This window comes from uncultured Gemella sp. (assembly GCF_963525165.1).
GTDB lineage: Bacteria > Bacillota > Bacilli > Staphylococcales > Gemellaceae > Gemella.
In genome coordinates, this window is record NZ_CAURJN010000055.1 from 1 (window position 1) to 7,005 (window position 7,005).

The 7,005-nt window shown below is 33.7% G+C and carries 6 protein-coding genes and 2 pseudogenes; all 8 read left to right on the forward strand.

All coding sequences use genetic code 11. The features are described 5' to 3' along the window. A partial coding sequence (locus RWQ74_RS08420) for a hypothetical protein (protein WP_314397851.1) occupies window positions 1-694 on the forward strand: 694 nt, incomplete at its 5' end. A 254-nt stretch (window positions 695-948) separates the two neighbouring features. Further along, window positions 949-1,107 carry a hypothetical protein gene (locus RWQ74_RS08425; protein ID WP_314397852.1) on the forward strand — a complete coding sequence of 53 codons (159 nt, stop codon included), beginning with the start codon at window positions 949-951 and terminating at the stop codon, window positions 1,105-1,107. A gap of 137 nt (window positions 1,108-1,244) precedes the next feature. Continuing rightward, on the forward strand, window positions 1,245-2,003 hold the full coding sequence (locus RWQ74_RS08430; RefSeq protein WP_314397853.1) for a DeoR/GlpR family DNA-binding transcription regulator: 759 nt from the start codon (window positions 1,245-1,247) through the stop codon (window positions 2,001-2,003). Continuing rightward, a complete protein-coding gene (locus tag RWQ74_RS08435; RefSeq protein ID WP_314397855.1) occupies window positions 2,003-2,920 on the forward strand; it encodes a 1-phosphofructokinase family hexose kinase in 918 nt (305 codons plus the stop codon). The genes RWQ74_RS08430 and RWQ74_RS08435 overlap by 1 nt, the downstream gene beginning before the upstream one ends. A gap of 71 nt (window positions 2,921-2,991) precedes the next feature. Continuing rightward, a pseudogene (locus RWQ74_RS08745) lies at window positions 2,992-3,417 on the forward strand (PTS sugar transporter subunit IIA); the annotation flags it as partial. An 87-nt stretch (window positions 3,418-3,504) separates the two neighbouring features. Further along, a complete protein-coding gene (locus RWQ74_RS08450) occupies window positions 3,505-4,674 on the forward strand; it encodes a fructose PTS transporter subunit IIB (protein WP_314397858.1) in 1,170 nt (389 codons plus the stop codon). A gap of 114 nt (window positions 4,675-4,788) precedes the next feature. Next, window positions 4,789-5,925, forward strand: a complete 1,137-nt coding sequence (locus RWQ74_RS08455) for a glycosyltransferase (RefSeq protein ID WP_314397857.1) — start codon at window positions 4,789-4,791, stop codon at window positions 5,923-5,925. 568 nt (window positions 5,926-6,493) lie between these two features. After that, window positions 6,494-7,005 (forward strand): annotated as a pseudogene (locus tag RWQ74_RS08460) (peptidase); the annotation flags it as partial.

Consider the following 7,005-nt stretch of genomic DNA (forward strand, 5'->3'; position numbering starts at 1 on the left):
CAAAAAAGATGATGTAGTAATGCCACCGAAAAGAGACGATGTGGTAGCCCCACCCCAAAAAGATGATGTAGTAATGCCACCGAAAAGAGACGATGTGGTAGCCCCACCCAAAAAAGATGATGTAGTAATACCGCCGAAAAGAGACGATGTGGTAGCGCCACCGAAAAGATCAGGTGACGTAGTAGCACCGCCACAGTCAGGGCAAGCACAACAGAAAGAAGATAAAATTAAAACTCCTAAAATGGGAATTAAGTTTTATCTATCAGGATATTTAATCTGGTCGTTATTGATATTTGTTGTATTTGGAACTTTTAGTGATTTTGAGAAAGTGATAATAACACTTTACGTATTAGCTTCAAACTTTACGTACTGCTGGTTTGCGGATTATCAAAGATATAAAGGTGGGGCAGGATCGCAGTTATTCGCTAGATACTTCTCAGTATCAGCGAGTGCTTCTATTGCTAGTGGAATGAATCACACAACAGGATCTGTAAAAAGAATGTGGACAGGGGGTTATAAAGTGAGTTCTAGAAAAAGTATTTCAGATACAGTAATAACATTCTTATTAACGTATCTTGCGATGGAACTAGTAAAATTATTAATAAACATCCCTATTGCATTTTACACATTATTTACACACCAAAAAACGTTAAGAAAATATACTGCTTTAATAGAAGAAAGAGGAGATTACTAATTAACTAAATACAATTTATTAAAATTGTAGAATTAATATATTGTCCTTCTGAAATTAAGAAAACACTCAAAGAAATAATTTTTAATTAATTATTCTTTGGGTATTTTTAATATGAATTCATGTTTTTTTCTTATTCGATAATTTTACTACTTTAAAGTATAATACTTACGAGTAGTAAAAATGAATAGGTGTAAGTCTGAAATTTTTATTGAACAGGTGAGTAAAAAGAGCTGAAAGACATATTTTTGATACTAATGGATATTGCAGCAAGAATAGGGAATCACTCATCTGTTTCGTGGAAAAGAATTTGTGATAATAATCTCAAAAAAAACTGGATTGATGCAAGATTACTCATGTGTTTGGAAAAACACCTTAGAAATAAATATGAAAACAAAAAAACGCTCATTATTTAGAAAAACAATCAAATATTAAAACTAAAACACTCATTTTAATTGTTTATTTTGATTATTTGTGAGTGTTTTTGCTTGAATTTGATTGAATAGCTATATTATATTAGATATAATAATCATGGGAGTTAGGAGAGAAGAAAATGTTGAATGAAAGATGGAATAAGATTTTAGATTTATTAGATGAGAGAGGTTCGTTAAATCTAAAGGAGTTGATGGAGCATTGTAATGTTTCAGAAGCTACGATAAGACGAGATCTTACAAATCTAGAAGATAAAAATTTATTATATAGAACACACGGTGGTGCGATGAAACGCTCAGCGGCTCGAGGTAGTGAAGAAAGTGTCGAAGCAAAACGTGCAGACTTTCTACAGGAAAAAAGAGAGGTCGCGAAGTATATTTGCGATAATATCTTACAATCAGGGCAGACGATTTATCTTGATGCGGGGACATCGACATATGAAATGATAGAATATCTTCGTGATAGAAGGATAACTGTTGTGACGAATTCAATATATCATTTACCGAAACTTATTAATAATAAAATTTATACAATAATATTAGGTGGAACGATAAAACGTTCTACACAAGCTGTCATCGGTTCGGTTGCTATCGAACAATTGAAGAAATACAGCTTTGATATGTGTTTTGTAGGTTGTAATGGGATAGATGAAACTTTTGGTGTAACGACAGCCGAAGAAAATGAAGCATTTATCAAAGTGACGGCGCTAAAAAACGGTAAGAGGAAGTACATTCTTGCTGATAAGTCAAAATTCGGACATAGAAAATTCCAAAAATTCGCCGAATTAGATGATGTAATCATCGTATCTTATGAAGTTCCAGAAGAATATAAGAAATTTGAAAACATAATAGAAGTAAAAAGTATAAAGGAGGAGCAATAGTGTATTATATAATTACTTTAGATCCAGCTGTTGACATGCTGACAACTGCAGAAAATTTTGCACTTGGAAAGCTAAATAGAACCCAAGAAGCGAAGTATGTAGTAGGTGGAAAAGGTATTAACATTTCTATTTTACTAAACAATGTTGGTGTTGATAGTAAGGTGTGGGGGTTTGTCGCTGGATTCACAGGGTATTTTATAAAATCAGAACTAGATAACTTAGGTGTAAAACATGATTTTGTAGAAATGCGTGGAGCGACTAGAATCAACATGAAGTTAACTACAGAAACTGAGACTGAAATTAACGGTCAAAGTAGTAGTGTAAACTTAGATAACGTGAGCGACTTTTTTACAAAGTTAGAAGTACTGACGAAAGAAGATGTGGTATTCTTATCAGGTAATGTTATCGCGGGAATGGGTATAGAAGACTTCAAAGCTATAGCAAAGAGAGTGTCAGAGTCTGGGGCTACATTAGTAGTTGACAGTAATAAAGAGTTAGTGTTGGACACACTTCAATACAAACCGTTTGTAGTTAAACCGAATGAATTCGAACTTGGTGAAATGTTTGGTGTAACTTTAAATAGCATAGAAGAAATCTTGCAATACGCTGAAAAATTACAAGAACGTGGTGCGAAAAATGTCCTTGTTTCACGTGGAGCAGACGGAGCTTTACTACTAACTGAAGATAAAGAAGTATTCGAAGTAAACGTAGCTGAAGGTAAGATAGTATCGACTGTTGCGGCAGGAGATAGTATGCTTGCGATGTTTGTTGCGAAGTACAACGAAACAAAAAACTATCAAGAAGCCCTACGCTATGCATCGGCTTCAGGAGGTGCGACATCATTCTCAGTAGGTGTAGGAAGTAAGAAGCTAATTGAAGAATTACTACCACAAATCGAAGTTAAGAAATTAAAATAAAATTTTAATAAATTATCTATAGAAAAATAAAATATTTCCTCGGAAATATGCAACCAACAAAGGAGAAAGAAATGAAATTAACAGATGTTCTAAATTATGACTTAGTTCAATTCGGATTCAGAGCTACTGATAAAAAAGAAGCTCTGGATAAACTAACAAGCATGTTAGTAGAAAAAAATATTATCGCGAGTAAAGAAAATTTCTTAAACGCATTGCTAGCTCATGAAGCTTAATCAACTACAGGAGTAGGAGAAAACGTAGCTATCCCTCATGAAAAAAGTGCAGACTTCGATAAAGCGATAATCGTTTATACGAAAAGTGACGAAGGTATTGAGTGGGAAAGTTTTGACGGACAACCTGCAAAACACATCTTCATGATTAGTGCGCCAGATGGAGGAGCAGATGAGCACCTTAAAGCCCTAGCATCATTATCACAAGCTCTTATGGATGCAGATGTAAAAGCAGGATTAGATAAAGCTACTACGAAAGCAGACGTAGAAAAAGTATTTGCAGACTTCGTAGCAAAAACAGAAGATCCAAAAGAAGAAAAACCAGTAGCTCCAAGCGGAGAAAAACTATATATCATTGCGGTAACAGCTTGTCCAACAGGTATTGCTCACACATTTATGGCTGCAGAAAAAATCAAAGAAACAGCAAAAGCGATGGGACTAGATGTTAAAGTAGAAACAAACGGTCAAATCGGTGTAGAAAACAAACTTACAAAAGAAGATATCGAAAGAGCAGCGGGAATCATAGTAGCGGCTGATAAAAAAGTAGAAGTTGCACGTTTTGATGGTCATCCAACAATTATGACTAAAGTAGCTGACGGAATTAACAAACCAGAAGAACTAATCCAAACAATCTTAGACGGAAAAGCTCCTATCTATAAACATGATAGAGCAGTAGATTCATCTGAAGAATCTTCAGCAAATGAAAGTATCGGACGTCGAGCTTACAAACACCTAATGGAAGGTGTAAGTAACATGTTGCCATTCGTAGTAGCTGGTGGTATTCTTATCGCATTATCATTCATCTGGGGTATTAAATCATTTGATCCAGAAGATCCGTCTTATAACAAAGTTGCAGAAGTGTTATTCTACTTCGGTAAAATTTCATTTAGTATGATGTTACCAATCCTAGCTGGGTTCATCGGTCGTTCTATTGCTGACCGTCCTGGATTCATCGTTGGTATGATCGGTGGTATTTTAGCAGATCCAAGTATTTTAGGTCTGAAAAGTGATTTATTAGCATATACTCCTTCAGGATTCTTAGGAGCGTTAGTAGCCGGGTTCTTAGCTGGTGGAATTATTCAAGTATTAAAAATTGCCTTCAGCTGGATGCCGTGGCATTTAGATTTTCTTTTTAATGAGTTGGACTTGAATCTGAATTTGGATATTATTGGTTCAAAAGTTGTAGATAATGAAAGTAAGCTTCCTGGAGGTATAAGAAGAAATTATTTTAACACTCTTTCAGGAGAACAATTATGGCTAACTTTAGCCTATAGGAATGTGTTCAACCACTCTACGGTTATTTTCAAAAAGAAAGCCTATGAAGAAGCGGGAAGATATGATTCGGAATTTGATGGATTTGAAGATTGGCATTTATGGGCTCGTATGGTGACGAAAAATAATGCTGTGGTGCTAAATACGGTGATGGCGCATTATAGACTGTCAGAATCTTATAAAAAAAGAATGCTCTTTAGAAGTAGACTCGCAAGGAGCCGTGGATTAAGACTAGAAGATGTGATAAGGTAAGAGATGACTAAAGTATTTACGATAAAAGAGGGTGTGTCGTTTAATATTTACGGATTTGAAAGAAGTCAACTGGCTCGCCAGAATATTTTTAAACAAATAGGCGTTGATCAGTAGTTGATTATTACTAATTTATCTGTTTTTGTTCCTAACTTTGTAGAAACTCTTGAGGGATTGGGATTTGAGAATTTTTATCATGTTATTTTTGAGAAATCGGACATAGCAAGAGATAAACCTAGTGTTGATAAAAGTTTTGCTGATACGTTGGAAGATGTCTTGAAAGTTGAATATACTAAAGAAGGTTTTGTGGGGCTTGTTCATTATAAAAATGGAAATGTAGAATGTTATACCTCACAACTATTATATAGGTATATCCCAAAAACAAACGGATTTATCCTCTATGGAAAAGAGGGGGTAGTGTTGGAGGGTGATGTTTCGGAAAATTATCATAAATACCATGTGACAAAAACTGGGGAAATATTATCGCAGTGGCAGCTTGTGAGTGAATACTTAGTGGAAAATTCAATGGTGGACGATAGATTTATTATAGATATGGTTAATGAATATCCGTTGCAGCTTAGAAAGTTTTTCCAAAATACTAAAAGAGAATTGTTTGCATATACGCATTATAATATACTAGCGCCATTTATGAAGTTTGTATTACAGGGATGGTGTAGTAATATTGTAGCGAGTCCTGTTTTAGAAAATCGTCTTGGAAGTGACAAGGTTAGATTTTTACCGCCTGTATATGTAGAAGAAGTTATAGAAAAAGTATATACAAACGTGAAAGATTGGTGCATGGTCGGTAATATGACGGTAATAAAAAAATGTGAACTAGCGATAGAAGCGTTTAGGCAAACTCCGGATAGCACGTTATCTATTTATGGTAATTTGCCAAAAGGATACAAAAAAGAAGATTTGCCTAAAAATGTTAAGTTCGCGGGGTTTGTAAACGAGGTGCCTTATGAAAATTATGAAGGTTATATTTCTTGCTCTCTTAGTGAATGTTTCGCTAATGCAGCGGTAGAAGCGTCTTCGAAAGGTTTAGTCTGTCTACTTTCAAACGTTGATTTAGCTCATAAATATTATGCGAGTATATGCGATGATATAAAAACGTTCAATTCGTTTGAAGAATTAGTGGAGCTACTTAGCGAATATCAAAAAGAAGGTAAATATTCTTCTTCGACATTTGCAAATGAATATATAAAACAAAAGGCGGCAGATGCTTATATAGAAGTTTTGAAAGTAAAGTAAAAATATCTATAAAACAAATGAATATACATGTTATTAAAATTCCTTATTGTGAAGTTTTTTTGTAGAAGAAGCCTGATAACAGATATGAATTCTCTATAGAAACGCATAATAAGGTTTTTTTGAAATAGAAACATCAGAGGGTATATTTAACAAATATTCTTTAATAAGAAAATATATCGATTATTCATTTAGTTAATATTTTTTTTGTTGTAGCTTAATTAGAGATGAAGGATAAAAAATATATATTAAAAAACACAAGATTTCTTGATAAAAATCATAGGGTATGCTAAACTTTAAAAGGCAACTATACTTGATATAGAATAGAATGGCGATATAAATTTTTAATATTTTTTAATGGTTTATTTACAAAAAAAGATTTGTGGTGTGTTTAATACTAGGAAATAATCAAAAATTCAAGTGTGCATTAGGGTATTTGAGAGTTTGATATTTAGATAAATTTTATGGAGAAGTTTTTTGTATCACTGAAACGATAAATAGACGCGGGAAAATAAGTTTTTGGGCGTTTTATCATTAAAAAATAGTAGGGATAGGAAAGAGAGCGGAAAATATGTTTAAAAATAATAGGAAAGAGAAGTTTTCATTAAGAAAATATAAAGATGGACGAACTGATTCGAAATTAATCGGTGCTGTGATGATTGTTGGTCTAGGATTACTAGCTAATACTGGAATAGCATCAGCTAATGTAAGTTCAAGTGAGGTTGATTCAGCTACGGTAGTGACGGATACGTCAAAAGTCCTTTCAAATTCAGCGACTACTTTTACAGATATTAAAGATCCATCGAAAAATGTTACGGTGGATGCAGTATTAGGGAAGGGTGTTGCTGAACCAACAAAAGCGAATTATAATGGTGCTCCAGAAAGCAAGCCAGATGGCAGTGATGTACTTAATTTTAAAAAAGAGGTTGATGTTAATTATAGATTAATTAATGCTTGGAAGACTTTTAAAACAAAAACAGTAAATTTAGGATCAGGGAAAGTAATAACACCTTATGATAAAAAAGGTTTTGCAGCTGATACAGATGGGAAAGATTATCGTGAATCGACTGTGGATAATATAAC